This window comes from Paraburkholderia monticola (assembly GCF_001580545.1).
Taxonomy (GTDB): Bacteria; Pseudomonadota; Gammaproteobacteria; order Burkholderiales; family Burkholderiaceae; genus Paraburkholderia; species Paraburkholderia monticola.
In genome coordinates this window covers 617,214-641,692 of record NZ_LRBG01000004.1, presented here as the reverse complement: position 1 = coordinate 641,692, position 24,479 = coordinate 617,214, and the positions used below count along the sequence as shown (strand labels likewise).

29 protein-coding genes and 2 pseudogenes are annotated in these 24,479 nt (G+C 60.6%); 12 read left to right on the top strand and 19 right to left on the bottom strand.

The window, feature by feature from the left end; all coding sequences use genetic code 11:
* Positions 1-18 precede the first annotated feature (18 nt).
* The 7 genes from ptsP to CI15_RS07735 form a co-directional block, all read right to left on the bottom strand.
* Entirely contained in the window at positions 19-1,764 is a 1,746-nt protein-coding gene (gene ptsP, locus CI15_RS07765; RefSeq protein ID WP_062125829.1) for a phosphoenolpyruvate--protein phosphotransferase, read from the bottom strand.
* A gap of 372 nt (positions 1,765-2,136) precedes the next feature.
* A complete protein-coding gene (locus CI15_RS07760; RefSeq protein WP_012431596.1) occupies positions 2,137-2,406 on the bottom strand; it encodes an HPr family phosphocarrier protein in 270 nt (89 codons plus the stop codon).
* Positions 2,407-2,530: 124 nt separating this feature from the next.
* Complete coding sequence (locus CI15_RS07755) at positions 2,531-3,058, bottom strand: PTS sugar transporter subunit IIA (protein WP_062125826.1); 528 nt, start codon at positions 3,056-3,058, stop codon at positions 2,531-2,533.
* A 244-nt stretch (positions 3,059-3,302) separates the two neighbouring features.
* Positions 3,303-4,259, bottom strand: coding sequence for a glutathione synthase (gene gshB, locus CI15_RS07750; protein ID WP_062125823.1), 957 nt, complete (start codon positions 4,257-4,259; stop codon positions 3,303-3,305).
* A gap of 102 nt (positions 4,260-4,361) precedes the next feature.
* Complete coding sequence (gene gshA, locus CI15_RS07745) at positions 4,362-5,651, bottom strand: glutamate--cysteine ligase (protein WP_062125821.1); 1,290 nt, start codon at positions 5,649-5,651, stop codon at positions 4,362-4,364.
* A 251-nt stretch (positions 5,652-5,902) separates the two neighbouring features.
* Entirely contained in the window at positions 5,903-7,405 is a 1,503-nt protein-coding gene (locus tag CI15_RS07740) for an ammonium transporter (RefSeq protein WP_062125819.1), read from the bottom strand.
* Positions 7,406-7,451: 46 nt separating this feature from the next.
* On the bottom strand, positions 7,452-7,790 hold the full coding sequence (locus CI15_RS07735; protein ID WP_062125817.1) for a P-II family nitrogen regulator: 339 nt from the start codon (positions 7,788-7,790) through the stop codon (positions 7,452-7,454).
* Positions 7,791-8,178: 388 nt separating this feature from the next.
* Here CI15_RS07735 and CI15_RS07730 point away from each other — a divergent pair, with 388 nt between their 5' ends.
* Positions 8,179-8,433 carry an accessory factor UbiK family protein gene (locus CI15_RS07730; RefSeq protein WP_062125804.1) on the top strand — a complete coding sequence of 85 codons (255 nt, stop codon included), beginning with the start codon at positions 8,179-8,181 and terminating at the stop codon, positions 8,431-8,433.
* A gap of 119 nt (positions 8,434-8,552) precedes the next feature.
* Positions 8,553-8,747 (top strand): annotated as a pseudogene (locus CI15_RS07725) (magnesium chelatase domain-containing protein); the annotation flags it as partial.
* Positions 8,748-8,954: 207 nt separating this feature from the next.
* On the opposite strand, the gene CI15_RS36435 reads toward CI15_RS07725, so the two are convergent.
* The 8 genes from CI15_RS36435 to CI15_RS07700 all read right to left on the bottom strand — a co-directional run bounded on the left by CI15_RS36435 (position 8,955) and on the right by CI15_RS07700 (position 13,279).
* On the bottom strand, positions 8,955-9,371 hold the full coding sequence (locus CI15_RS36435) for a hypothetical protein (RefSeq protein ID WP_153041075.1): 417 nt from the start codon (positions 9,369-9,371) through the stop codon (positions 8,955-8,957).
* Between the two features lie 151 nt (positions 9,372-9,522).
* Complete coding sequence (locus CI15_RS37610) at positions 9,523-9,669, bottom strand: hypothetical protein (protein WP_241495811.1); 147 nt, start codon at positions 9,667-9,669, stop codon at positions 9,523-9,525.
* A 408-nt stretch (positions 9,670-10,077) separates the two neighbouring features.
* Positions 10,078-10,962, bottom strand: a complete 885-nt coding sequence (locus tag CI15_RS07720; protein ID WP_062125801.1) for a helix-turn-helix domain-containing protein — start codon at positions 10,960-10,962, stop codon at positions 10,078-10,080.
* Between the two features lie 12 nt (positions 10,963-10,974).
* The gene (locus CI15_RS36935) at positions 10,975-11,118 is read right to left on the bottom strand and encodes a hypothetical protein (RefSeq protein WP_161950034.1); all 144 of its coding nucleotides are present in this window, start codon (positions 11,116-11,118) and stop codon (positions 10,975-10,977) included.
* 98 nt (positions 11,119-11,216) lie between these two features.
* Positions 11,217-11,735, bottom strand: coding sequence for a 3'-5' exonuclease family protein (locus tag CI15_RS07715; RefSeq protein ID WP_062125798.1), 519 nt, complete (start codon positions 11,733-11,735; stop codon positions 11,217-11,219).
* 162 nt (positions 11,736-11,897) lie between these two features.
* A complete protein-coding gene (locus tag CI15_RS07710; protein ID WP_062125796.1) occupies positions 11,898-12,152 on the bottom strand; it encodes a hypothetical protein in 255 nt (84 codons plus the stop codon).
* A 58-nt stretch (positions 12,153-12,210) separates the two neighbouring features.
* The gene (locus CI15_RS07705) at positions 12,211-12,711 is read right to left on the bottom strand and encodes an HAD domain-containing protein (RefSeq protein WP_241495810.1); all 501 of its coding nucleotides are present in this window, start codon (positions 12,709-12,711) and stop codon (positions 12,211-12,213) included.
* A gap of 91 nt (positions 12,712-12,802) precedes the next feature.
* Positions 12,803-13,279, bottom strand: coding sequence for a hypothetical protein (locus CI15_RS07700; RefSeq protein ID WP_062125790.1), 477 nt, complete (start codon positions 13,277-13,279; stop codon positions 12,803-12,805).
* A 236-nt stretch (positions 13,280-13,515) separates the two neighbouring features.
* On the opposite strand from CI15_RS07700, the gene CI15_RS35030 reads away from it, so the two are divergent.
* Positions 13,516-13,854, top strand: a complete 339-nt coding sequence (locus tag CI15_RS35030; protein WP_206597765.1) for a helix-turn-helix domain-containing protein — start codon at positions 13,516-13,518, stop codon at positions 13,852-13,854.
* A 278-nt stretch (positions 13,855-14,132) separates the two neighbouring features.
* On the top strand, positions 14,133-14,597 hold the full coding sequence (locus tag CI15_RS36430; protein WP_153041074.1) for an NERD domain-containing protein: 465 nt from the start codon (positions 14,133-14,135) through the stop codon (positions 14,595-14,597).
* On the opposite strand, the gene CI15_RS07685 is transcribed toward CI15_RS36430, so the two are convergent.
* Positions 14,526-15,266 (bottom strand): hypothetical protein, encoded by a 741-nt coding sequence (locus CI15_RS07685; protein ID WP_062125784.1) that lies wholly within the window; start codon positions 15,264-15,266, stop codon positions 14,526-14,528. The two genes, CI15_RS36430 and CI15_RS07685, sit on opposite strands and share 72 nt — an antisense overlap.
* A gap of 237 nt (positions 15,267-15,503) precedes the next feature.
* Positions 15,504-15,623, bottom strand: a pseudogene (locus CI15_RS37505) (ATP-binding protein); the annotation flags it as partial.
* A 1,002-nt stretch (positions 15,624-16,625) separates the two neighbouring features.
* Here CI15_RS37505 and CI15_RS07680 point away from each other — a divergent pair.
* From CI15_RS07680 to CI15_RS07650, 7 genes are read left to right on the top strand one after another with little or no spacing between them, the layout of a single operon-like run.
* A complete protein-coding gene (locus CI15_RS07680; protein WP_153041073.1) occupies positions 16,626-17,138 on the top strand; it encodes a DUF805 domain-containing protein in 513 nt (170 codons plus the stop codon).
* A 9-nt stretch (positions 17,139-17,147) separates the two neighbouring features.
* Positions 17,148-17,459, top strand: coding sequence for a hypothetical protein (locus CI15_RS07675; protein ID WP_062125779.1), 312 nt, complete (start codon positions 17,148-17,150; stop codon positions 17,457-17,459).
* Between the two features lie 55 nt (positions 17,460-17,514).
* Positions 17,515-18,888, top strand: coding sequence for a TIR domain-containing protein (locus CI15_RS07670; RefSeq protein WP_062125776.1), 1,374 nt, complete (start codon positions 17,515-17,517; stop codon positions 18,886-18,888).
* A complete protein-coding gene (locus tag CI15_RS07665; protein ID WP_062125773.1) occupies positions 18,888-19,901 on the top strand; it encodes an AAA family ATPase in 1,014 nt (337 codons plus the stop codon). The genes CI15_RS07670 and CI15_RS07665 overlap by 1 nt, the downstream gene beginning before the upstream one ends.
* Positions 19,888-22,407: a hypothetical protein gene (locus tag CI15_RS07660; protein ID WP_062125771.1), complete on the top strand. Its 2,520-nt coding sequence runs from the start codon at positions 19,888-19,890 to the stop codon at positions 22,405-22,407. Before CI15_RS07665 ends, CI15_RS07660 begins: the two co-directional genes overlap by 14 nt.
* A gap of 13 nt (positions 22,408-22,420) precedes the next feature.
* Positions 22,421-22,603 carry a hypothetical protein gene (locus tag CI15_RS07655; RefSeq protein WP_062125769.1) on the top strand — a complete coding sequence of 61 codons (183 nt, stop codon included), beginning with the start codon at positions 22,421-22,423 and terminating at the stop codon, positions 22,601-22,603.
* 2 nt (positions 22,604-22,605) lie between these two features.
* On the top strand, positions 22,606-22,929 hold the full coding sequence (locus tag CI15_RS07650) for a hypothetical protein (protein WP_062125767.1): 324 nt from the start codon (positions 22,606-22,608) through the stop codon (positions 22,927-22,929).
* 50 nt (positions 22,930-22,979) lie between these two features.
* Here the strand turns inward: CI15_RS07650 and CI15_RS07645 are convergent, their stop codons facing one another.
* Together CI15_RS07645 and CI15_RS07640 are read right to left on the bottom strand one after the other, a co-directional pair.
* On the bottom strand, positions 22,980-23,177 hold the full coding sequence (locus tag CI15_RS07645) for a hypothetical protein (protein ID WP_062125764.1): 198 nt from the start codon (positions 23,175-23,177) through the stop codon (positions 22,980-22,982).
* Between the two features lie 17 nt (positions 23,178-23,194).
* Complete coding sequence (locus tag CI15_RS07640; protein WP_062125763.1) at positions 23,195-23,926, bottom strand: hypothetical protein; 732 nt, start codon at positions 23,924-23,926, stop codon at positions 23,195-23,197.
* A gap of 219 nt (positions 23,927-24,145) precedes the next feature.
* On the opposite strand from CI15_RS07640, the gene CI15_RS07635 reads away from it, so the two are divergent.
* Positions 24,146-24,424: a hypothetical protein gene (locus tag CI15_RS07635; RefSeq protein WP_062125761.1), complete on the top strand. Its 279-nt coding sequence runs from the start codon at positions 24,146-24,148 to the stop codon at positions 24,422-24,424.
* Positions 24,425-24,479 lie beyond the last annotated feature (55 nt).

Here is a 24,479-nt window from a genome sequence, read left to right as displayed (position 1 = left end):
CGATGCAGCGCCTCGCGTTCAAACCAGCGCGACCCGCTTGAGGGCCGCCTGCACCTCTTCCGGCTCGAACGAAGCCAGCACGTCGGCCACGGGTTTTTCGAGCGTCTTCAAATGCGAGCGCAGCACCTCCTGCTTGACCTCGAGCAGTTGGCTCGGATGCATCGAAAACTCGGTCAGGCCCATGCCGAGCAACAGACGCGTCAACGTCGGATCGCCCGCCATCTCACCGCACACCGAGACGGGCACGCCCGCGCGCTTCGCCTCCCGTAACGTGAACGCGATCAGATGCAGCACCGCCGGATGCAGCGGATCGTACAGATGCGCGACCGCGTTGTCCGCGCGATCGATCGCAAGCGTGTACTGGATCAGATCGTTGGTGCCGATCGACAGGAAATCGAGCCGCTTCAGAAACAGCGGCAACGCGATCGCGGCGGCCGGGATTTCGATCATCGCGCCGACTTGGACGTTCGGATCGTAGGCCATGCCGGCGTCGTCGAGTTGGCGCTTGGCCTCGCGGATCAGATCGAGCGTCTGGTCGATCTCCTGCGCGTGCGCGAGCATCGGAATCAGGATCTTCACCTTGCCGAATGCCGACGCGCGCAGGATCGCGCGCAGTTGCGTGAGGAACATCTGCGGCTCGGACAGGCTCCAGCGAATCGCGCGCAAGCCGAGCGCCGGATTCGCGGCGGTCTCGTAGCCGTCGCCGCTGCTCATCGAATCGAGCGGCTTGTCGGCGCCGACGTCGATCGTACGGATCGTGACCGGCAAGCCATTCATCAGCTCGACCGCGCGACGATACGCGCTGAACTGCTCCTCCTCTTCGGGCATCCGGTCCTTGTGATTCATGAACAGGAATTCGGTGCGGAAGAGACCCACGCCGGTCGCGCCCGATTCGACGGCCGCGCGCGCGTCATCCGGCAGTTCGATGTTCGCGCACAGCTCGATGCGCGTGCCGCACAACGTTTGCGTCGGCGAGAACTTGAGCCGTTGCAGCTTGCGCTGCTCGAGTTCCTTCTCGCTTTGCCGGTACGAGTATTCCTCGAGCACGATCGGCGCCGGATCGACGATCACGATGCCGTGGTCGCCATCGACGATGATCAGATCGTCCTGGCGGATCAGCGCGCTCGCATGCTGCACGCCGACCGCGGCCGGAATGCCGAGGCTGCGCGCGACGATCGCCGTGTGCGACGTGCGTCCGCCGAGATCGGTGACGAAGCCCTGGAACGTCTGCGTCTTGAACTGCATCATGTCGGCCGGCGCGATGTCGTGCGCGACCACGATCATCTCGTCGCAAGCGCCATGCACGTTGTCGACGATGCCCGTCGCGCCCGCTAGCGCCTTCAGCACACGCTCGACGACCTGCTCGATGTCGGCCTTGCGCTCGCGCAGGTATTCGTCTTCGATATCGTCGAAATGGCGCGACAGTCTTTCGAGCTGCTCGGTCAGCGCCCACTCGACGTTGTAGCGGCGCGTGCGGATCAGGTCGATGGTTTCCTGCACGAGCATGGCGTCGTTCAGGATCATCGTGTGAACGTCGATGAATGCGCCCATTTCGCTGGGAGCATCGGCGGCGAGATCGGCGCGCAACACGTTCAGCTCTTCATGCACGCGATGTTGAGCCGCGCGAAAGCGCTCGACCTCCCCGTCGATCTGGGCAGGTTCGATCAGATAGTGGTCTACGTCGAGTGCGGCCGGGGCGATCAGATAAGCCCGCCCAATGGCGATACCGCGTGACACGGGAATTCCATGCAGCGTGAATGACACGCGCACCTCCTCTAGTTGTGTAATGCCGCGGCAAACCGCTGCAATGCTCTCAGACTGTACTAGGCATTATAAATTCCGCGTCTTTTTTTAAGTATGTCAGGGCTGTGTGCAGTGCAGCACGAATTATCGTAATCAGGGGTCGTCAGTACCCGGTGTAGCTTCGCTTTATACGGGTTGCGCTAAATATATGGTTTAAACATTGAAAACGCATGTCACCTTACGCGCCCTTCCCTGTTGCTTTCGCGCCCCTTCCGCAGGCCTTCGATGCCGATTAACGGACCGCCTCTTTTGATATTCAAATGTCGGCGGCGAAAAAAAACCGCGGACTGAGCCGCGGCATTTTCCGGTTTGCCGATCGCAAAGCGCGCGGCTTTATTGTCCCTCGCCGAATTTATCGGCGATCAGTTTCAGCAGCGCGTCCATCGCTTCCTTTTCGTCGGAGCCTTCCGTCTCGATCAGCACGGTACTGCCGATGCCCGCGGCCAGCATCATCACGCCCATGATGCTCTTCGCGTTGATGCGACGGCCATTGCGGCTCATCCAGATTTCCGCCTGGTAGTTGCCCGCGAGTTGCGTCAACTTGGCCGACGCGCGCGCGTGCAGCCCCAGCTTGTTCACGATAGTCGTTTCCTGTTGCAGCATGTGATGGTCCGAAGCGCGGGTGAATGAATGGTGAAAGGTGAAACTGCAAAGCGGTTGCACTGCGATTGAAGCCGTTGCGAAGCCCGCTCGAATCCGTCGAGGCCTGCGCGCGAAGCCGCCCGATTTACAGGCCGGCCGCGTCCGTCTTTTGCGTCAGATCGGCGCCGGCTGGCAACGCGGGAACACAGTCGCTGGAGGTCGCGTCGGGCGGCAGCGCCGGCAGACAATCGGCCGAACAAACCGGCGGCGCAACCGGTTCCGGCGTGGCCGGCCCGATCGCGTGGACACCCTTGGTCGCGCCGGCGAGCGCCTTGTCGACGAGCGTGTCGAGCGGCGTTCCGCGATAGCAGACCGCGCGGACCAGCATCGGCAGATTGACGCCGCACAGCACGCGCACGTCCGGCACGTTGGCGAGCCGGCCCGCGATGTTGGCCGGCGTCGCGCCGAACATGTCGGTGAGCACGAGCGCGCCGTTTTCTTCCTTCAGCCGCACGACTTCCGAATTTGCGAACGCGACGACCTGCGCGGGATCGCAATCCGGCGACACATCGATCACGCCGATACGCGCCGGCAAACCGCCGTAGATATGGGAAATGCAATCGCGCAACGCGGTGGCGAACGGAGCGTGCGCAATGATCAGAATGCCTGCCATGTCTGCCTTACTGCAAAAGAACGGCCCCAAACCGTGGACCGGGCCTCGAGCCCGGTTCGCCGTCGCCCCGGACCGGCCGTGGGTCGCGAGGGCGGGAATGCATCGTCGGGCGAGCGGGCATTGTAGCAGCCTCATTTTCGCGCCAAATCTGACAGCCCGCCTGATGCAGATTTACTACATAGATTGGGGGTGCAGCCCGCCAATCAAGGCGGCTGCGTCGGCATGCCACGCGGGGCGCCACGCGTCAGCCGACCGCGCGCTCCAGCGCGTCGATGAACATCGCGGCGACGTCGAAGCCGGTCTGGTCCATGATCTCGCGGAAGCACGTCGGGCTCGTGACATTCACTTCGGTGAGCCAGTCGCCGATCGCATCCAGCCCGACCAGCAGCAAACCGCGCGCCGCCAGCACCGGCGCGAGCGTGTCGGCGATCTTGCGATCGTGCTCGCTGAGCGGCCGCGCGACGCCTAGCCCGCCGGCCGCGAGATTGCCGCGCACCTCATTACCCTGAGGAATACGCGCGAGCGAGTACGGCACCGCTTCGCCGCCGATCAGCAGGATGCGCTTGTCACCCTCCTTGATCTCCGGGATGAATTTCTGCGCCATCACCGTGCGCGCGCCGTCGTGGCTCAGCATTTCGACGATCGAGCCGAGATTCATGCCGTCCGCCTTCACGCGGAACACGCCCATGCCGCCCATGCCGTCGAGCGGCTTCAGGATCACGTCGCCGTGCTGCTCGTGGAAAGCGCGCAGACGCGCCGGGTCGCGCGTCACCAGCGTCGGCGCGACGAACTGCGCGAACTCGCCGATCGCGAGTTTCTCCGAATGATCGCGGATCGCCTGCGGCTTGTTGAAGACGCGCGCACCGCCACGCTCGGCCAGCTCGAGCAGCCACGTCGACGTCACGTACTCCATGTCGAACGGCGGGTCCTTGCGCATCACGACCGCGCCGAAGCTCGCGAGCGAGCGCGGCGCGGCGGGATCGGCGGCGAACCACGCGTCGCGATGCAGATCGGCGGTATCGCCGGTGATCGCGATGCGCTGCACGTTCGCCTCGACGTCGCCGCCCGTCCACGCCAGATGCCTCGGCTCGCAGGTGTACACCGTGTGACCGCGGCGCGCCGCTTCGGCCATCATCGCGTACGTCGTGTCTTTGTAGATCTTGAAGTGGCTGAGCGGATCGGCGATGAAAAGAATGTCCATGAAAGTCCCGGTGCGCCCTGAATGGCGTGACATTGTCGTCAATATAGTCTTTGGAAACGGCGATGGCGGCACGCATGCCGCCATCCTGCCGCGCGAGGTGGCTCAGACCTGGATCGCCTCGGGATCGGTCTTTTCGAGCTCGACCGATGCGGCCAGCAGCCCCAGCCGCGCCACGACGCCGTACATATAGAAGCGGTTCGGCGGCGCCGCGCCGGGCTTCGCGTGCGCATCGGGCAGCGCCGTGTGCTCGAAGCCAAGCGGCACGAAGTGCATACCCGGCGCGTTCAGATTCTGGTCGCGCTCGCGGCTGCCGTGCACGCGGTAGAAGCCACCCACCACGTAGCGGTCGATCATGTAGACGACCGGCTCGGCAACTTCCTCGCCGATACGCTCGAACGTGTACACGCCTTCCTGCACCATCACGTCGTGCACTTCGAGGCCGTCCTTGGTCGCGGCCATACGCGTGCGCTCGCGTTTCGTCAGCGCGGCGACTTCCGACGCGTCGTGCACGGTCATGACGCCCATGCCATAGGTGCCCGCATCGGACTTGATCACGACGTACGGTTTCTCGGAGATGCCGTACTCGCGGTACTTGCGCGCGATCTTCTTCAGCACGCCGTCGATCGCATCGGCCAGCGCTTCCTCGCCGGTGCGCTGCTGGAAATCGACGCCTTCGACGTGCGCGAAGTACGGATTGATCATCCACGGATCGATCTCGACCATCTTCGAGAACTTCTTCGCGACGTCGTCATAACAGGAGAAATGCGTCGACTTGCGACGCACCGCCCAGCCCGCATGCAGCGGCGGCAACAGGTATTGCTCGTGCAGATTTTCGAGCACCGGCGGAATGCCGCCGGAAAGATCGTTGTTCAGCAGGATCGAGCACGGGTCGAAGTTCTTCAGACCAAGGCGTCGCGGCGAGCGCTCGAGCGGTTCGAGCACGAGCTTCTGGCCGTCGGACAGCGCGATCGTGACCGGGCCGTTGATGGTTTCGTCGAGCGTGCCGAAGCGCACGTTCAGACCCGCCTGGCGCATGATTGACGCAAGCCGGGCGACGTTTTCGAGGTAGAACGCGTTGCGGGTGTGACGCTCGGGAATGACGAGCAGATTCTTCGCGTCCGGGCAGATCTTTTCGATCGAGGCCATCGCGGCCTGCACCGCGAGTGGCAGCACTTCCTGCGGCAGATTGTTGAATGCGCCGGGAAACAGATTGGTGTCGACCGGCGCGAGCTTGAAGCCCGCGTTACGCAGATCGACGGAACAATAGAACGGCGGCGTGTGCTCCTGCCATTCGAGCCGGAACCAGCGTTCGATTGCGGGCGTGGCGTCGAGGATCTTCCGCTCGAGGTCGAGCAGCGGGCCGTTTAACGCCGTAACTAGGTGCGGAACCATTGATCACTCGCAGACTGGAGAAAAAAGATTGTAGAGCAAATGCTTTGTCCATTTGGGGACGGTTTCTCCATTCGCAAGCAGACTCGAATGCATTCTCCCTATCACGATGATAGGCGCGGAAATTTACCGTTCGCAACCGGCTCAGCAAGAAAAAAGCCCGCCATGAAGGCGGGCGAAGTCGCTGCGCTTGCTAAACCTGTTTTCGATCCAGCGGGCCCGGGAGCGCGGGCCCGCGAACGTGAAATTTGCCGTTATTCGACGTGCTCGCCGTGCAGGCTCACGTCGAGGCCTTCGCGTTCCTGTTCTTCGGTCACGCGGATGCCGATCGTCATGTCGATGATCTTCAGCAGCACGAAGCTCACCACGCCGCTGTAGATCAGCGTCGTCAGCACGCCCTTGGCCTGCAGGATCACGCTGCCGTCCGCGCCGCCGATGTCCTTGACCGCGAACACGCCGGTCAGCAGCGCGCCGATGATCCCGCCGATGCAGTGCACGCCGAACGCGTCGAGCGAATCGTCGTAGCCCATCTTGTGCTTGAGCCACGTGGCCGACCAGAAGCAGACCACACCCGCGACGATACCGATCACGAGCGCGCCGAGCGTGCCGACGAAGCCCGATGCCGGCGTCACCGCCACCAGACCCGCCACCGCACCCGACACGATACCGAGCACCGAAGGCTTACCCTTGGCCGCCCATTCGGCGAACATCCAGGCGAGCGCCGCGGCGGCGGTCGCTACCTGCGTCGCGAACATCGCGAAACCGGCACGGCCGTCTGCTGCCACTGCCGAACCCGCATTGAAGCCGAACCAGCCCACCCACAGCATCGCGCCACCAATCAGCGTGAGCGTCAGGTTGTGCGGCGCCATGGATTCCTTGCCGTAGCCGATGCGCTTGCCGAGCACCAGACAACAGACGAGGCCCGCGATACCGGCGTTGATGTGCACCACCGTGCCGCCCGCGAAGTCGAGGATGCCCGCGCTAGCCAGCCAGCCGCTCGGTTCCCACACCATGTGCGCGATCGGCGAGTAGACGATGATCGACCACAGCGTCATGAACACCAGCATCGCCGAGAACTTCATGCGGTCCGCGAACGCACCGGTGATCAGCGCCGGCGTGATGATCGCGAAGGTCATCTGATAGACGAAGTAGACCGTCTCGGGGATCGTCGGCGCGAGGTGGCTGACGGTCAGCGTCGTGGCCTTGTCGCCCTTGATGTAGTTCATGCCCGTCATGAAGACGCGCGAGAACCCGCCGATGAACGAGCCGCCCGGCGTGAACGCGAGGCTGTAGCCGATCACGGTCCAGACGATCGTCACGACGCAGGTGATCGCGAAGCTTTGCATCAGCGTCGCGAGCACGTTCTTCTTGCGGACCATGCCGCCGTAGAACAACGCGAGACCGGGGATCGTCATGAACAGCACGAGCGCGGTGGAGGTCAGCATCCACGCGGTGTCGCCGGAATTGATCTTCGACGAATCGACCGAGAACGGCGCGGTCGGCGTGGCCGGCGCGGCGGCGGCCGCAGCCGAGGCATCGGCCGGTGCGCTGGCAGCCGCAGCGGCGGACGCGTCGGCGGCGGGGGCCGAGGCAGCCGGAGCAGCGGCCGCGGCGGAGGCGTCCGGAGCCGGCGCGCTCGCCGTCGTATCGGGAGCGGAGGCGGCTGCGGGAGCGGACGCATCGTCCGCGAGGGCAGTGCCGACACCGCCCGCGAGCAGCGAGCCGGCCATCAGCAGGGACATCATTAGTTTGCGCATCTTGGTTTTCCTCTTATCGCTATCTGTGTCGCTATGCTCTGGTCTTTTACAGTGCGTCCGCGCCGGTCTCGCCGGTGCGGATCCGAACCACCTGCTCGATCGGCGTGACGAAAATCTTGCCGTCGCCGATCTTGCCGGTACGCGCGGCGCGCTCGAGCGCCTCGATGGCCTGCTCGACGATGTCGTCCGACACCGCCGCTTCGATCTTCACCTTCGGCAGAAAGTCGACGACGTATTCGGCGCCCCGATACAGCTCCGTGTGGCCCTTCTGGCGCCCGAAGCCTTTGACTTCCGTCACCGTGATGCCGGACACGCCGATCGCCGACAAGGCCTCGCGCGCTTCATCGAGCTTGAACGGCTTGATGATTGCGGTAATGAGCTTCATGAAATTCCTCGCTAGTTGTTGCTGATCCGTTGCTTACCCGTTGCGTACCCGTGTTTGCGGTCTCCTGCGCTACCGGTAAAAAGTGCCCTGGCAGTGCGCGCGGGGCAGTAACAGCAACTCCCATGCCATGTTGTGTCAGACTGCGCGTCGCGCGCCTGTCGCAATGCGCCCGGACGGCCTTGTCCGAACGGCCAGCAGCGCGGCGCGCGGTGGCGCGGCGGGGGGATCGTTGCTAGAGTGTTCGAACGTTCTGAACGCGACGGCGCGCACCAAACGCGCTCATGCGGCGGCGGCATGCCGACCGCAGCGCACCAGCATCGCCCATTCGCCGCAACGGGGCACGGACGCAACGAAACATGCACATTTTTTGTGCAGCAAGGGGAACACCATGAAACAACCGAACGACGTTTTTAACGACCTCCAGGCTCGCGTCAGCGATCTGTTCAAGAATTCGCCGGCCAAGGATGTCGAGCGCAACGTCAAGGCGATGCTGTCGCAGGGCTTCTCGAAGCTCGATCTCGTCACGCGCGAGGAATTCGATACACAGACCCAGGTGCTCGTGCGCACGCGCGCGCGTCTCGAAGAGCTCGAACGCCGCGTCGCCGAGCTCGAACAGAAGCTGCCGCTCACGCAAACGCCGTAAGCGCTGCTCGCAGCTTTCGAGCTGCCCAGTGCCGCACATCACCGGCAAGCGGGCCGTGACGTCATCAGCGTTTTAGGGGATTTACGCGCGTCGTAAGCGCGTCGTCCGACGGGGGGAATATGTCGCTTGCCGTGGTGCGCAGCCGCGCGCCGGCCGCTGGCCGCGCGCCCGAGGTGACCGTCGAAGTTCACCTCGCCAATGGACTACCGTCCTTTTCGATCGTCGGTCTGCCCGACCTGGAAGTGCGCGAGAGCCGCGAGCGCGTGCGCGCGGCGCTGCAGAATTGTGGTTTCGATTTCCCGGTCCGGCGCATCTTATGTCGCCAACCAGCCGTTTCCACGAAGTGAACTAGGTAGAACTAGGGGCGTTTTGGGGGTGATTTTGCACATTATGAAATAATGTGCTACCGCGGCTCGGGCTGTTACAACACTTTCAAAATCATTCAAATAGGTGTGAAGCGTCCAGCATGGCGAACGTCGAAAGCCCCATTCATGACGTGGCGGCGCTCGCTGCAATTATCTTCAGCGCGCAACGCCAGGCTCAAGCGACATAGCTTCCCTCAGGAAGTCATAGCAGCGTTGAGACGCTCTAAAGAAGATCCAGCACATCCTTTGATGCAACCGCCTACATGTGTTTGCCATTGATCCACCCGTTCGGAAAATGGAAACATGCGGCGATCTTCCACTTGTCGCCGACAGGCCCGATCGGGCGAGAATCTCGCGAACGATAGCCTGTGGCTCGCCCGCCCTGTCGAACTGGTCGCCCGGAAAATCCGCCCGCCCGTCGACCGTCACGCTGTCGACATTGCCGCGTCGATCCCAGTTGCCTGATGACGGGCGCGCAGGCATACGCTTCTGCAGCGCGTGGATCTGCTCGGCGGTCAACCATTGCTCTTGCAGAACAAGGTCCGCAGGTTTTCCTGTGACGGTGACGCTCATTCAGCACGACCGTGCGAAACATCTTCTGTCGGCATTGAACTTGTTAGCGTATCTATAAGCTTTGTCCGTATCTAACGGCATAATCTGACCCACTCGGCCGTTAGGCAGATTGCGGGGGATATCCGCGTCGCAGGCCGATCCTACTTGGGCATCATGCGCACCCTTGGTATTTGCGTTGCCCATTGAGAAAATCGAACCAGTCTTGCGCGAAGGCGCAGCAGTGATCAGGAATGCCTGAACCGGCCAGCTTCTGGTCGAAGAAGGTTCGGGCAGGCTCGGGAATTTCGTCCAGACGCACGTAACGGAATCCTGCATCGTTCGTGTGAACCGTCACAGCCGGGTGGGCGGGGTGGTAACACCTCGCGGCCCTGATTCAGTGCAGCGCCGAGACAGCGCCCGACGAGGTCCCATACGCTGCCAGCCCGTCTCGGATACCCTCGCCGGCTCGCCGACCTCACCGAGCAGGACATCTTCCAGGGCGACGCTGTAGTCAGCGAGTGCCCCGCCACTCACGCCTACGATATCCGCCGTCGCGATGACATGTTTTCCGGTTTCACGTCCACCGGGCAGCAACTCAATGGTGACTCGAAGCATTCACCTCTTCTTTTAATGACTCTTTCGCCCCGCGCACCAATCCTGCGGGCACGCACCTGATCGAGATCCCGTACATGGACGGCGGTCGCCTACACGCGCGACAGAGCTCCGCTTATTCCTGGATGCTGGCGCATGCATCAGGCATGCCGTCATCCGCGCCTGCGATCCGCCGGCAAACGACCTCATTGGCGAATGCCGCGGCGCGTTCGATAGAGAGCAACGGCCCGAGCAGCTCTCTCATGCGGCCGTGGGTCACGGCGGTCGCTAACGAAAGACCTGCCGCGCTTGCCTCCACGATGGAGTCCAACACCGCGATGTTAAATTCGAACTGCGCCGCCCGCGCGATCATGCGCGCGATGGTTTGCTGGGCGTGCGACAGCGAAATCCCAAAAGAGACCGCGACATCGACCAGCGGCCAGCGATGCCTGCTCATTCCGTAGCGGTGCGCAAGCAGATCGGCATCCCGGCGTGCTCTCGCATCCAGCGGCTGCTGCGGCTTGAGCAGGTGACGCCCGCGGGTGGCAAGGCATTCCGCGACGCGACGGATCTCCATTTCGAGTGTGTCTGTCTTGACGACCACGCGCCATTTGCCCTCGTGTACCGCGGGATGCGCGGCCGGCAATGCCAGCAGTTGCCCCGGCACCAGCAGAAGTGCTCGCTCCCGGGCACGGAGGCGCTGCGCTGTCATCGCCCGCTTAAACGTTCCCTGCTCCCACTTTGACAGCGTGGTCGTGGACACATAACAGGCTCTCGCGACCTCCGCCAGCGTGAGTCCGAGTTCGGCCCTGAACCTCGCCGCCTGTCTGCCGATCGCCTCGCAACCATGTGCCGCAGCGCCCGTCGCGTGCGCGCCGGAACCCGCAATCGCGGCGGCAAACGCATCGTCCGCGCAGACGGCGGGAACCGGCAGTGCCAGATGACTGACTAGCCATCCCGGCGGCACCTGCAGTCTGGTCTCCAGCGCCTTGAGCAAGTCAGCCGGAATGCTGCCAGGCAAGCCTCCCTTTTCCTAGCGCACGAAGGTCAGGCGGGCGATGCCCGCCTGGCTGGCGAGGCTCTGCTGCGTCAGTCCCATTGCCCTGCGGCGCTCGCGCAGGCGCTGCGCGATGCGCGGTGCGTCGGATCGCGGAATCCACTCACGGTCTCGGGTCATGCTGGTCTTCAGCCTGCATTGCTGCCGTTTTCATGAAAAGCTTTCTTTCACCGAGCGGACAGCCGGTTCTCCCGGCGGCCGCAGCCCGTCCACCACATTCAGCCAGCAAAGGCGAACGCATTGGCCCGCGCGTCATGCAGCGCGTGGTGCTCGCCGCCGTGCCGTGTGAAGTAGGCGGCGCGCCGCTCCCGGTCGCGCCGCCCCGCGATGTTTTCCAGCCGCCAGCCGCGGGGCAGCGGACCGTCCAGCAGGAACCGGAACAGGTTCAGGTCCGTCTCGTAGTCGTAACAGAGCACCGGTGCCCCATCACCCGGTATGCCCGTGAGCCAAGCGCGCAGCGCCTCCCGCAGCCTGGCGAACGGCATCGCTCGCCCCTCGAACTGCCCGAGTTGCGGCAGCACCACGGTGCGCACAAAGTCGCTGCACAGCGTGGGATCGAAGTCGGTGCGCTCGCCGTAGAACTCGTCACCGTTCCCGCCAACGACAGCGAGACTGATCAACTGGCAGCGCCGGAAATCAGTGAACTCAGTGTCGATGAAGTAGCGGTTGTCCGAGTCGCTGATGACCCCGGTCGGAATGGGATACACCAGCGCACCAAAAAAGCGGTGATCGGTCATGGCCGCGCGCGCCTCTTTGCGTGACCGGGAAGCACCGGCCCATCGCCGTGACCGGTCGGTTCGACGTGCAACATCTGTTCGCTCCTGTTTCATTGAACCGGCCTGGACGGTCCGCACGGGGTGCCCCGCGCCACCCACCATCGCCGCCGCCTTCCGAAGCCTTTATTGACTGCCCTCGTCATCCCGGTCTGGCTCTCCGGCGCTGCTGTGAGCCCGCGCCGGCTCCGTGCCCGGCAAACGCGCGCGGCGCAGCGGACCAACAAGCACGGTCACCTGCTCCGGAAACGGGATCGTCGCGGTTCTGGACGTCCGGGTGGCGTCATCGCGGGTCGCGAGCGCGAAGCGCCGCAGCCGCGCGCGCAACTGCCCGGACGTCTCGTCCGGCGGCAGGACCGGCAGTTTCCGGTGTTTCCTCATGTCCTCTCCCCGTGCCGCCCCGGCGGCGAATGTCCGCTGCCCGTGATAAGGCGGATTATCACGGCCAGGTCTCGTGTTTCCGGTGCATCGCCGCGAACCGCGCCTGCAGTTCCGCCAGCACCGGAGGCGCGCTAATACCGAGTACCGGATCCGTGCGCAACAGACGGTCGCGCCACACCGCCCGCCAGCCGCTGTCGTCATCATCGAGCGCGAGCCAGGCCTGCGGCGCGCCCCGGCATACATCGCGCCATACCTGCACGCCGCGCGGCAGCGACGCGAACCACCGTGGATCCATCCCGCTGTGAAAGGTCGCGCCGACCACCCGGCCACGCAACTGCGGGGACAGACGGCGGGCAGCCTTCTGCACGCTGCCCAACACCCTCACCCAGTGCGTCGACAGCACGATGCGCAGTTCGGGATACAGTTCGAGCCAGCGTTCAAGCAGCGCCGTGTGTTCAAACACCTCATGCCCTGGCGGACTCGCGACATACGGTCCGCTGCCGGGGCAACGCCACACATCTTCCGGGAGAACGACACCATCGAAATCGAGAAACAGCACGGGTCCACCGCGCCAGCGTGGCAGCACGTCCATCGACTGTCAGGGCAGGCGCGGCCCTGCACTCCTGAACGCTTCCACGGCCCGTGCCGGCTCAGCAACTGGCCGGGGTGGCTGACGCCTTCGCCCGCCAGAGCCGCGTCCCCCGCGCGGGCCGCGTCGCCACCGCGTACGGCACCGAGAATGTGCGCCCCGCCGCGGTCGTGAACCGGGTCACCGTAACCAGCAACCCGTCCTGCCCGCTGCTGGAATCGTATTCGGTCGCCCCGACCCGGATCTCGCTCAGCGGTTCGAGGGTCCACTGCTCGACTTCGCGGGCCTGGCGCGTGCTCAGCACCGCAGCGCCGCGCAGCACGGTATCGCCGTCCGCGAACTGGTCAAGCGACGGCGCGCTTCCTGTCAGGTCCATCATCACGATCGTCGGCATGTCCCGCGAGCGCCGCGGCGAGACCCGGAGGATCAGCACGTCGCGCGGCACCAGTTGCGAGACCACCCCCCACACGTCGGTACCCTCCGGCACGAACGGGACCTCCGACACCGGCAGACGGTTATTTTCACTTGTCACAAACATAAAGCCTCTACCCCAAACGCTTTCTCTATCAATCACCCGTCGATGACGACGTCAGTGTTCTCATGAGAGTCAACCATCCCACTCGAGAACATCCAGCCACCATCAAAAACTCCCCAAACCCTCATCGCATATAGGTATCGGTCAAGCGTCACACATCTAATTCCCAGTTTACTGGGAAGACAAATTATAGCGTCAACTGGACAGTGCTCCCATTTCACTGGGAGAAAATTTTGGAGTTGGCCGAAGTCTTTGGCGCGGTCTTGCGCAAGCACCGCATTCGCGCCGAGCTAACACAGGAGCAGTTCGCTTTTGAGGCGGATATACGGCGCAATTACGTCAGCATGCTGGAACTTGGCCAGCACCAGCCGACTCTGACAATGCTGTTTTCGCTTGCAGCCGCATTGAAATGCTCGCCCAGTGAACTAGTCGCCGAGGTTGAACAGCAGCTCAAAAAAGCTCCTCGTTCAATCAGCAAGACGCCGAAGCTGGTCAGAAAGCGGGTGAAAGCCACCGCTGACAAACCTGGCAGCGCGACGACCGCTCGCACAGACCGGCGACCCCGACGCGGGAACTAAGCGGCTTTCCTGCTCGGCAGTTGAGACCCATCCCGAGGCCGTTCCGTTCGCCATGCCTACCACGAAGTAGCGAGGCCTTTAGACGAATACACCCTTACTCAGGACCAGGCTTTTGCAGGTGCTTCCACTGAGACGTCCGTGCAAAACATCAGTTCGTTTGAATCTACAGACCGCGAATATTACCAGGGCGCGAAAGTCAAAGGGCCTCAATTTCCGCCAGGCGTCCGTGATGGCAAGGTGTGTCATTGCGAAGGATGTTTCGATAAGTAAAGACGCGCTTGGATAGAGAGTTCGTAAGCGCGGCACCAGCAAATGAGGACGCGCTTACGAGAGTTCAGGGACGCATCTATTTCGATACAAGCGACAGGTTCACGCTCTCTTCAGAAGACGCGAGTGGTTTTACCAGTGTCCGTGTACCCGCCCGTGTCGAGACGGATCGCCCTGAGCTCGATTTCGTGCTGGTCGGCCCAAAAGAGGCACGCATCAGCGAGCTCAAACACTGGAGCGGCACTGCGGAGCTTGAAGACAACGGGACGCTCAAATCGTATGACAAGTACGGTGGGTCGGTGAAATACGAAAAGAAAGGGTTCATGCCGCAATTGCGGCTGACCGGTTCGATCCAAACCGGCCAGATTGCGCATTTGATACCCGCCGTTCAACGGAGCTATACGTCACACGCTCACCTGACGAAGCTTGTTCGCAAGAGTACCAACCATACCCTCAATGCCTTCGCCATTCGGTAGGTACTTCAGAATTCGGTGATGTGCCATGTCAAATGGAACGTCGTCGAGGGATTGAGAGATCGGAACGACATGCTTCCCAAGAGTGTGAGCAATCCCAGTTTCGTACATCACGTTTGGATTCTTTCCCGTGAAATCAACGACCACGACATGTGCCCTGAAAATCAAGTTAAAAATGTCCTGAATCACAGTACTTTCCTCCCAAATGTCGTCCACCCTGGAGCAGCGATACCCGGCTGCTGTGCAAGCACGACGAATTCCTTCGTGCACTGCGTTAAACGCAGCGTTGAACGGCATCATTACAGCAACCAAGTCGGTTTCTATGGTCATGTTTTCCGGGACCTGGAAGACGTTCGGAGCGAACGTAATCTTCCGTTCGGATGGCTTGGCCGATACGAATTGGCTTTCTTCGGGATATTTCTCGGCTACGCACCTCTCGAAAATTTCAAAGGCATTCTCGTCTTGTTCTGCAGTCTCCCTGATCATCGTGAGTGCATTTCCAGCGTAATCTTCGTCGCCCCAAGCGAGACTACGCAATAGACGCGGGTGCCTAGAAATTTGGTCAGAAAAGCCCGTAAGAAGACCGATTTCCTCCCAATCTCCAGCGTTAAAATCTGCGACGACCTTCTCTCGTAGCGCGAGGACTCTCTTTCCAAGCTCGTAATCAACCATGGCGGTGACCTATATGTAACGTATATCAAATCAGAAATTATGCTGTCGGAATCCGCCATCGGACAAGGAAATTGCCTCAGCCGGGTCCGGATCACAACTCCAATAACCCGGACGCCACGAGGCAGGCTGGGATGTCCGCTAGCGGGGGAATTCCTCAATGGGTCAGCCCCGATTGAATTCGGATCCCCATCTTTTCGGCGATTCGCCGAAGTAAATCTGACCCACCCGGGTCCTGTATCACGCGGCTGCTTTCGCGCGTGTCCGCGCTCCTGTTTGTCCAGCTTTTCGCTTGTCCTTGAGCCGGTAGCTCTCGCCAGTGATTTTGACGATACGGGCGTGATGCAAGAGCAGGTCGAGTTACGGCCTGCACAATCGCGCTGTCGCCAATTCGTGACACGCATCACCAAAGGCTTCAGCCACTTCGTTGCCTCCATAGCTGCTCCGGTTGCTTCCGGTTGGAGCTGCTGCTGGGCGACGCTTGCACCCGCTCTACGCGGACGATCTCGTGATCCTGTGCAAGCGAGGCAACGCCGAGGAGGCGTTGCTGAAACTGCACGAGATCAGCATCTGATCAAGATGTGGCTGGAATGCCCTATTGAAGAAACCGATGATCGAGGTCGGGAGAAACGCACGGCTGAGACCAGAGATAGCGGACGCGGCATTCCGCAAGGATCGTCGTGGCCGAACAACTAGGTCATGGGCAGCAGCGAGGGAAGCTCAACATCCGCTCTTGCAGCCAACGCTCGTTGTGACCGTTTCGGGTGGTCAACGCGACTGGCTGGGAAGGTGCGGGCGAGTTAAAGGCCTGCTCGTCGTACAGATAAGTAGTCGTGCGCAGGTTCGTGTATTCGGTGGACACGTTTTTGCGGTCGCGCTGAAAGCGAATTAGTTTGTTCGCTTTTCGACCGTCAACCGGATCGCCGCAACGGGCCACGACTGTTTCCGATTTCCAAGCAAAATCGACCGATCCGATTGCCGAGCACAGCTGTCATTTAAATTTGGTCTCCCGCAGGCGGCTACATATCGCCTTTCCCGCGTCTTGCACCCTGCTCAGGCGTACCGTTCGAGCTTACCGGATTTGCCCCATGTCCGCCTCTACTAGTCTGTAACTGACTAAATAAGCTCGAATTAATACGCGCTTACTTTTCAAGACCCATACTCATCGATGTAATTACAATCCTGAAAAGATTTCCTAGTTAGGAGGTCCTCGCCGGTTATGTACGGTACCGCGCTCACGTCGTCGCCCTATATTGACTTCTCACGTCTCGTTGACTATGAATTCCTAATTAAAACCCGGAATACCCCGCGCGCGCAATGTTCCAGACAACGTAGGTTTGATATGGCCAGTAGAGGTTGATCATGAGCGACTCGACGCCCCCCTTACCGTCTGCCTCTGTCAATGCAGGCGACCATTACTCGGCCAAGATCCGCAACTGGCTGGCGTCGGCGGTCTGGGCGTTGTTCAGCATGCGAGGACGCATGTCGCGATTGACCTTTTTATTCTGTTTCCCAGTGGGATATTGCCTCTTGCTGCTGCCGTATCTCTTTACTGGCATATTCGGACCAGCCGCTTCGTCGTTACGAGTCAACGACAATGACCTGTTGAGCGCCTCGGCTCAGATTGCCGGTCTCATCCTGGTGATCTGGTCGAACTGGGCGACACAATTGAAGCGCGCGCACGACTTCGGTCGAGGCTTCGGCACGGTGCTTCTGTTCAACCTACTGGGACTTATTCCTCTCTTGGGGCTGCTAGGTCCCCTCTACTTTCTCTTCAAATCTGGTGATCCTAACCCCAATCGCTTCGGCGCAGAGGCCGGCTGGGCAGGCCGGCCACCAAAAACCGAAGCAACATCGAAGTGGGACGATCTTTAGTAATTCGCGATGATGCTATTAAAACTTTTCTGGCGTGGGGAACTGGAACTGCCCGTCGCCTTCTGGGGCGGCCTCGTCATCGTGGACTGGCTCATCGTCGACGAACTGGGTGTTACCCTTATCAGATTTTCCGAGAGTGCATTCCTTATTCGCTTTTACATCGCCCTGATTGTGATTTTCAATATCTTCGTCCTCCCTGGCCTCTGGCGAAGCGCGACGTATTGGCAGGGCGCCAAACACTGGGCGGCAGCCGCGAAGCTGCTTTGCATCTACGCGGCGGGGCGCGTGCTGTATATGTTCGCAGAGCCATGGATCGCGTGACATCGAGTCCCGTCGCTATGGACGGTATCCAGAACGGAGTGCAGAGTCCAGAACTATGCCGGATCTCTTTGTTTCCTATGCGAGCGCGAACGAAGCGCTGGTGCGTCAGCGACTCGAGCCGTTGCGCAACCGCGGCTTCGAAATCTGGTTCGCGCCCGACTGTGGCACCATTCCGGGCGGCACAGATTACGCAGACCAAATCGTGCGAGCCATCGGAAGCTGCAAAGCGTTGTTGCTCATGGCGACCAGTCAGGCCTTCGATAGCGACCAGGTCAGTCGGGAACTTGAAATCGCGCTGAACGTTAAGAAGCTGGCCGTCATTCCGCTCATGCTGCAAGAGAATCTCGAGCCGCCTCCGTCTTTCCAGTTTCGCCTTTCGTTGCTTCAGTACATCCGAGCGATCTCCGAGTCCGGACCGTGGATCGAAGCCGTGGAGACCGCCCTGCGCCATCACGGGATCGTGCCGAGAACTTATGAAAAGCGGCGCGAACGCCCTGTCGACAGTAACATTCTTCCGTATTTCGCCGACCGTGACACCCAGGAACAGATCGTCATCGAGAAGCTGACGGAGCATCTAAAGCACGCGCCGCATCGTCCAATCGTGTTCGTCGTGCACGGAACCGAGCAGCAGTGTTGCGACGGTTTCGTCGACCGTCTGGTCGATGACGCCATTCCGACATGCCTGGCAAGCCAAAAGAATTCGACCGAGCTGAACAAGAAGCTCGTTCGTTGGCCAGAACGCTCTGACGAGAAATCGGATGCCGGAAAACGCGCGCAAATGTATCGGCGCTCGCTGCTCAAGAGGCTCGAATTACCGTTGACCTACGATGACGTCGAGCTGATGCGGCACATCGGCAAGCTCAAGCAACCCATTTCAGTCACAAGCATCGTGAGTCCGGACTCGTGGCAGGAAGACGAGGCCGAACTGCTCGCGGCCACCATCAAGGCATGGGGCGCGTTGCCAGACGTTCCGGCGCCCTCTCAACCGGTCATCGTGCTCATGTGCATCTCCTATCACGAGGAGACGCCGTCGATGCTCTCGCGCATCTTCTTCAAGGGAAGCGCGCGTGATCCACTCCACTCCTGGTCGAAGAACATCGAAGCTTTGGACGGAGAACAGGTTCGCGTGTACGTGTTGCCCCAACTGACTAGCCTGTCGCTGGGGGACGCCGAGGATTGGGTGCGGGAAGTGTTGAGACCCAACGATCCGGAGAGGGTCAAGGTGATGGTACGTGCCATCTTCCGAAGTCCCCGAAAGGAAGCCGAACAGCAGATACGCGCCTTGCTAACAGGGCCGCCAGTCGAACGGCTGATTGGCCAGCTCGACGTTATCCTGAAACATCGCGACAAAGGACAGCGCCTGCCCATGGAGCCGCTCTCGCTCGTTTTCAGAAGCTTCCTCGGCGACGACGTCAGGAGAATTCTCTGATGACCGCTTTGCTCTACTCCGAACTCCCGCCGCCCGCACGCCCCGCCCCGCAGGAGCATGTGGCCGAATTGCTGGGCGAAACTGAAGATCCCGCCGGTTACCGCCCCGATGAGGGGCTGGTAGATGCAGTCAACGTCGCTCTCATCCTCCGCCAGCCACTTCTCGTGACGGGCGAACCGGGCACGGGCAAAACACAACTCGCCAGGAGCGTCGCTTATCAGCTTGGACTGCCCGATCCACTCAACTTCGAGACCAAGTCGACTTCAGTGGCACGGGATCTCTTTTACACCTTCGACAACGTGGCGAGGTTTCGCGCCGCGCAAGCCGGCAAGGACACCGAAGACCTCGGCGAATTCATCAGCTTCAACGCGCTCGGAGAGGCGATCATCCTTGCCAACGAGGAGAACGCGGTGAGGCACTATCTTCCAAGCGATTATGCGCATCCCGGCCAACGCCGGTCAGTCGTTCTAATCGATGAAATCGACAAGGCACCTCGCGATTTCCCGAATGACATTCTCAACGAAGTCGAACGCTTCTTTTTTCGAGTCCCTGAGGCCGGGGGAATGCTGATAAGGGCGGACGACCGCTTTCGTCCCGTGCTGATCATGACAAGCAATTCGGAAAAGAGTCTTCCGGAAGCGTTTCTGCGGCGCTGCATCTTCTACAGCATCCCGTTTCCGCAACCGGACCGGCTCGAAGAAATCGTGCTGACGCGCCTGAGCGGTCGGCTCGCGACCGGTTCGCCGCTGATGAGCGAGGCCATCGAATTCTTCATGACACTGCGGGCGAATAGCACCGGCCTGCGTAAGAAACCGGGGACAGCTGAACTCCTCAACTGGCTCGTTGCGATGTTGGAGTTCGGGTGTGAACCTTCGGCCGCCCTGAGAAGTCAATGGCAGGCGCGCCGTGCTCTGTCCGCGCTCGCGAAGGTGGCTGAGGATCAGGATCGCGTAGGCGACGAATTCTCGCGTTGGTTCGCGAGTTCAGGCCACAGCCATCATGTTTCAGCATGAGAGACTGCCGGCCTTCCTGCGCGAACTGAAGGCGCACGGCTTCGCCATTGGGCTGGTCGAGCAGCAGCGCGTGTATGACCTGATCCTGCATCTCCACGCCCAAGGAGCGTTTCCGAGGGATTCGGAACGCCTCTGCCGTATGCTGGCCGCCGTGTTGAGCACGAACGACGAGCAATACAAGCATTTCCATCAAAGGTTCGAGTATTTCTTCGGCGCCACGCATTACATCGCAAGCAAATCTCAGGTGGATGGCTCCGCCTCCTTACTACCCGAAGGTCAGGACGACGATAGCGTGCGTCGTGACATGGCCATGCTCGAATTGCAACGTCGAGAACAGCTCGCGAGCGTGATTCGCATGATCGAGGCGGCGATCATCTGCGCACTGCTGCTGATTGTCTTGCCTGTGCTTCTGCGACTGTTGTCCTTTCATCTCGAGATTGAGACCAATTTTCAGCGACCCGAAATTAGTTGGAACTGGCATTCGCTGGTGCCGAGGATCAACTGGCCGAGATTCGATTCGTTGCACGCCCCCCAACGCATTTTGTCTGCCGAGTCCCTGATGGGAACAGGCATCCTGTTCGCCACATTCATGCCCTTCGCCGCGCTAGCGCTATGGGCAGTGGTTCCGGCGAAACAACGCCGTGCCTTCGTCGGGCGCCGCAAGGTCGAAGGGCGTCCCGAGCTGGTGCGGCTGCTGCTCACCTCGAGCAGCTATTCGCCCTTCGGAAGAGGCGAGACGCTGCGCGCCGTGCAGGCACTTCGCCGTCCGGTCATGACCGAATCGGCGGAAATCGATATCGACGCGACGCTCGATGCATCGCTCCAAAACATGGGCCTATTCACGCCGAAATACGCCCGACGTCCCCTCGCTCCGGAGTACCTCATTCTGATCGAGCGTTGCGGACGGGAAGACCACGTTACGCATTTCGCCAATTCGTTGGTGCAAACGCTCAAATCGGCGCAGACCTATGTCGACGTCTACTACTTCGAGACCGACTTCCGACGCGTATTCCGCAGCAACGATGCACCTCGTCTCGCATTCGACGAGTTGTGCGGACGATATGCCGGGCATCGCCTGATTCTGCTCACCAATGGCAACGGCATGCTCGATCCGGTATCCGGGAAGATCGGCCATTGGGCGCTTCAGGTCACTCTGTTCCGACGCCGGGTCTGCCTGACTCCGGCGCCCCCGCTGTTATGGGGCTTTCGCGAACTCGTGATATCGAGCACACTGGACATGACCGTGCTGCCGTTGCTGCCCGAAAGCATTCCGGCGGCGGTAGAAATCTTGTCCGGCGAAGATGAGCCACGCTACGCGGCATTCGCGCTTGCGGCGCGGGGGTATGCTCCAGAGCAGGAACAGGCCCTGAACCGCCTCGCAGACATACTTGAAGATAGGCCGACTCGCTGGCTGTCGTCGGCGCCACCATCCGAATTCGTGATGGCCGAATTCGACACGCTCACGCGCGACATCCTCACAGATGACGGGTTTCACTGGATGGCCGCTTGCGCTGTCTATCCGGAACTGAGCTGGAATTTGACGCTCCATGTCGGGCAGTCGCTTCGCGGACAGGATGGCAAGCCCGTGATCACTCCACAGCGGCTGCTGTTGCTGTCGGCGCTGCCGTGGTTCAGGGAAGGAAGCATGCCAGCGTGGCTGCGCGAACGTCTGGTGAACGCACTCACGGAAAAAGAATACGCAACGGTTCACGAAATCTACTCGAAGCTTCTTCTCACCGTCTTCGATTTTTCGCGCAAGACAGTGCAACTCGACGTTGCGATTGACCGCCAGCTCCCCGCAGCGCTACGGCAGCGCGAGGATACCAATGATCTCATGAAAGACGTATTACTGGCCGAGTTCATGAGCCGGCCACCAAAACGCAATCGCGTGCGCTTCGGCCTGCCGACCAAAATCAGCTCGGTTCTCCTGTCAGGTAGAGCGCCGTGGGTGCGGGGACGCGCCATGTCGGGGGCGCCCCTGGTGGAAGCTCGCAAGAACGGAGTGGCTCTATCGGCTACGCTGGAAGAGGCCGCGGTCACCTCTGTTAGCGTATCCCGCGGTGCACACCGCGTTTTCGGTGAGCAAGCGGGATTTCGACCGGTCGAGTCGTTCACGGATTCTTCGGGTGAGCAGGTCAACCTCACCGATGAATACTTTCTTTTTCTGCCCACTGGCGGCCGGCAAGCGAAACTGCTCGATCAGGCCACAGCTGCGCACCTCGTCTATCGCGGACAACTCGTAGTCCGAGTTGCACTTCTCAACTTTGTGTTCATCTTCGTTGCGGCGTTTGCCTTTGCGGATTCGATTTTGAAGGGGTACCAGCTTGAAGTGGCCGTCGCCGTCGTGTGTATTTGGATCATCCTTCCGTTCCTTCTGATCGATTCGTTACTTCTCCGCCGCTTCAAGCCTTGTCTCAATGAATTTCCCACTTTCTCACCTGTCGAGGGATTTCCACATCGCGCGACCCGGTTCGACCGTGTCGACAAGAAAAGCAAGCCGAACTGATAGCGGTGTATGCGTGGCCATCGCCAAACGGGAGTATGCGCAAAGTGAGGCTGGCAAGGCTGCCCTCAAGGCGTACCGGCAAACGCACCGCGAAGCCCTTAACGCCAGACGGCGGGCCTACTACCAGCGCCAGAAGGCGAAGCTGGCCGCCGCAGAGAAAGCGGCAATTGCAATTGATTGCAATCCGGGGGAGTAGCCATGACTACGCTTTATGCGAGCGCTTCCCAATCCACTACCAGCACCGCCAGCCTCACCACCCATATCGTACTGGCGGCGGTAGCTACAGAAAATAGTCAGGCACTGGCAGACTCCACCCGGTTACCCAGCGCATACGCCGGCGAAGCCTCTACGGGGGTGGCCAGCCTTGCTACCTCCATCACCCTATCCGCCCATGCAGAGGAAACCGGTAGCAGTGAATCCGCCCTTGGAAAGACGATACAGGGTGAGGTTTCACAAGTAGTGGGTGAGACTCGCTGCTTTGCCGTGTTCAGCGAAGCCCGTTTCTGGAATGTGGTGGACTAGCCGCCCGGTCTTCCCCCATCCTGTTGCAATTGATTGCAATCGGGCGGGGGCTAGGTGTTCTGACTGACTCGCTCCAGCGTAACCCTAGCCGCTTCCAATGCATCCAGTGCCTTCACATACTCATCAGAGGGGCGCAACTCGCAGATAGCCTTGCGCGCACACTCGATACCGGCTTGGGCATGCTGGAGCGCAGCATTGATTACGTTCAGTTCGCTATCGTTGGCGGGATCGGGTTTGCTGGGTGTCATGTGTTGTTCGCTTCGGATTATTCGAGTAGATCGCTTAAGCGAAGGCTGCTGTGGGCCTTCGGATTTGGCTTCAATACCAAAGGCGCAGTGTCCGATTGCTTCAGCAGGATCAGGTTACCGGTTGCAGTTTCATAGATGACAAAGGTATCGCTGACGAAACCCACGTAGGTAAGTGGATGCTCGGGTGTCGATTTCAGGTTGGCGGCGACTCCCGTGTTATCCACTATCAGTGTTGTCGTGCCATCTTTGACCATCTTGGCGTGTAGGGAACCAATCGCCGCAGCGAATACCGGAAGTAGCAAAAGCACCAGCACAGAATTCATGCGAAGCAAATAACCCGGCATCAGCCGGTGCACTCCAGGATGAAACGACATCATGGAAGCTGCGGGGCACAACAGCACCGCCGTTACCGGCCACCGCCATTGGGCATGAACGAGGGTTTGAACCAGAATGATGCCAAGAACAGAAACTGCCGGGATGATTCTCAGTGTCGTCGGCGGCGGCCACCGTAATGGCTGCACCCGCGACAGCCTTTCAGCGGGAACTAACACCGCCGTTATGGTCATCCCCAAAACAAACCCCAGCATCGCCACTGCAAGTGGCTGTATCGCTAGCTTTGCGAAGTCTGTCAATCCCGCAAACTGAAAGATATCGAAGCTGAAGGAACCCCAGTAGGTGATCAGGTAAATCGTTGCGACCAACAACCCGAACAGCCCTACAGCCGTTGTAATGCCTAGTTTTTCGTTCATCTATGCCCCCGGAACAGCGGGCAATGTCCTACGGGGGATGCTCCGCTGTCAACAGCGCTGCAAGGTAAATGTCAGACCCTGCCGATTGCAATCAATTGCAATTGCGGGTGGCGCTGAGGTGGGCCAGATAACACAGCAGCAGTAAAGGATTGCGGTAGACTCGCGCGGGATCAATGCGGGGGAGGCGATATGTCAAAAGGAATAACACGGCTACTGATCGTGATCAGCATCACATGGGTGTTACTCGCCATCGGAATCCTGATCTATCAGGCATACACCAAGCAAGCCACTGGCTGTCCGGCCTTTAACGCGTATCTAGGCGAGTGCGATACCTTTTTCTGGCGGTGGGGCATAGATCATCAGCAGGGCTTGGCGGTGGCGGTGCTGGTCCCCAAGATAGACATGATGGTTTTATTCGGTGCGTTGCCGGTCCTGCTGTTGTGGGCAGTTGCGGGTGCGACGGTTTGGGTTAGAGCGGGATTCAAAAGTCTTTCCTAGTCCATCGGGTGACAAGCTGGTGATTTGACAAACGGCCCCCTTGCATTAACGTTTG